The organism is Capnocytophaga canis (assembly GCF_000827555.1).
Taxonomy (GTDB): Bacteria; Bacteroidota; Bacteroidia; order Flavobacteriales; family Flavobacteriaceae; genus Capnocytophaga; species Capnocytophaga canis.
The window spans coordinates 1-380 of sequence record NZ_CDOI01000010.1; the positions used below are offsets into that span (position 1 = coordinate 1).

At 37.1% G+C, this 380-nt stretch carries 1 protein-coding gene; it reads right to left on the bottom strand.

Features of this window, described 5'->3' with window-relative positions; genetic code table 11:
* Positions 1-380 (bottom strand): DUF5689 domain-containing protein (locus tag CCAND38_RS11695; RefSeq protein WP_042343122.1); only part of this gene is annotated, 380 nt, incomplete at both ends.

Consider the following 380-nt stretch of genomic DNA (forward strand, 5'->3'; position numbering starts at 1 on the left):
TTTAAAACATCCGTAAACTGAGCATTTTCAATACGCACCAATTGGCTCTCGTAGTTTCCTGTCAAAGCCTCTGCAATGGTAATTGTTTTCGGAGTAGGCACTCCCGCATCTGCTTTCTGATTGATAACGTTACTAACTTTGAGTCCTTCGATTTGTAATAATCCATTATATTTTTTCAGTTTAGTACCTTTTAGATTCAATTCTAATTCAGTACCCAACGCATAGGAATGAGCAGAAGCGAATCGTAAGGCAATACCCGCTGTATTATCCTGAGCAAATGCATTTGCACCTGCTACGTTTTTCGCATCTTTGTCAGATGTTATTACGACTTTGATTTTTACATTTTCCTCAAAAACAAAAGTTTCTGCCTTAAGTAATTC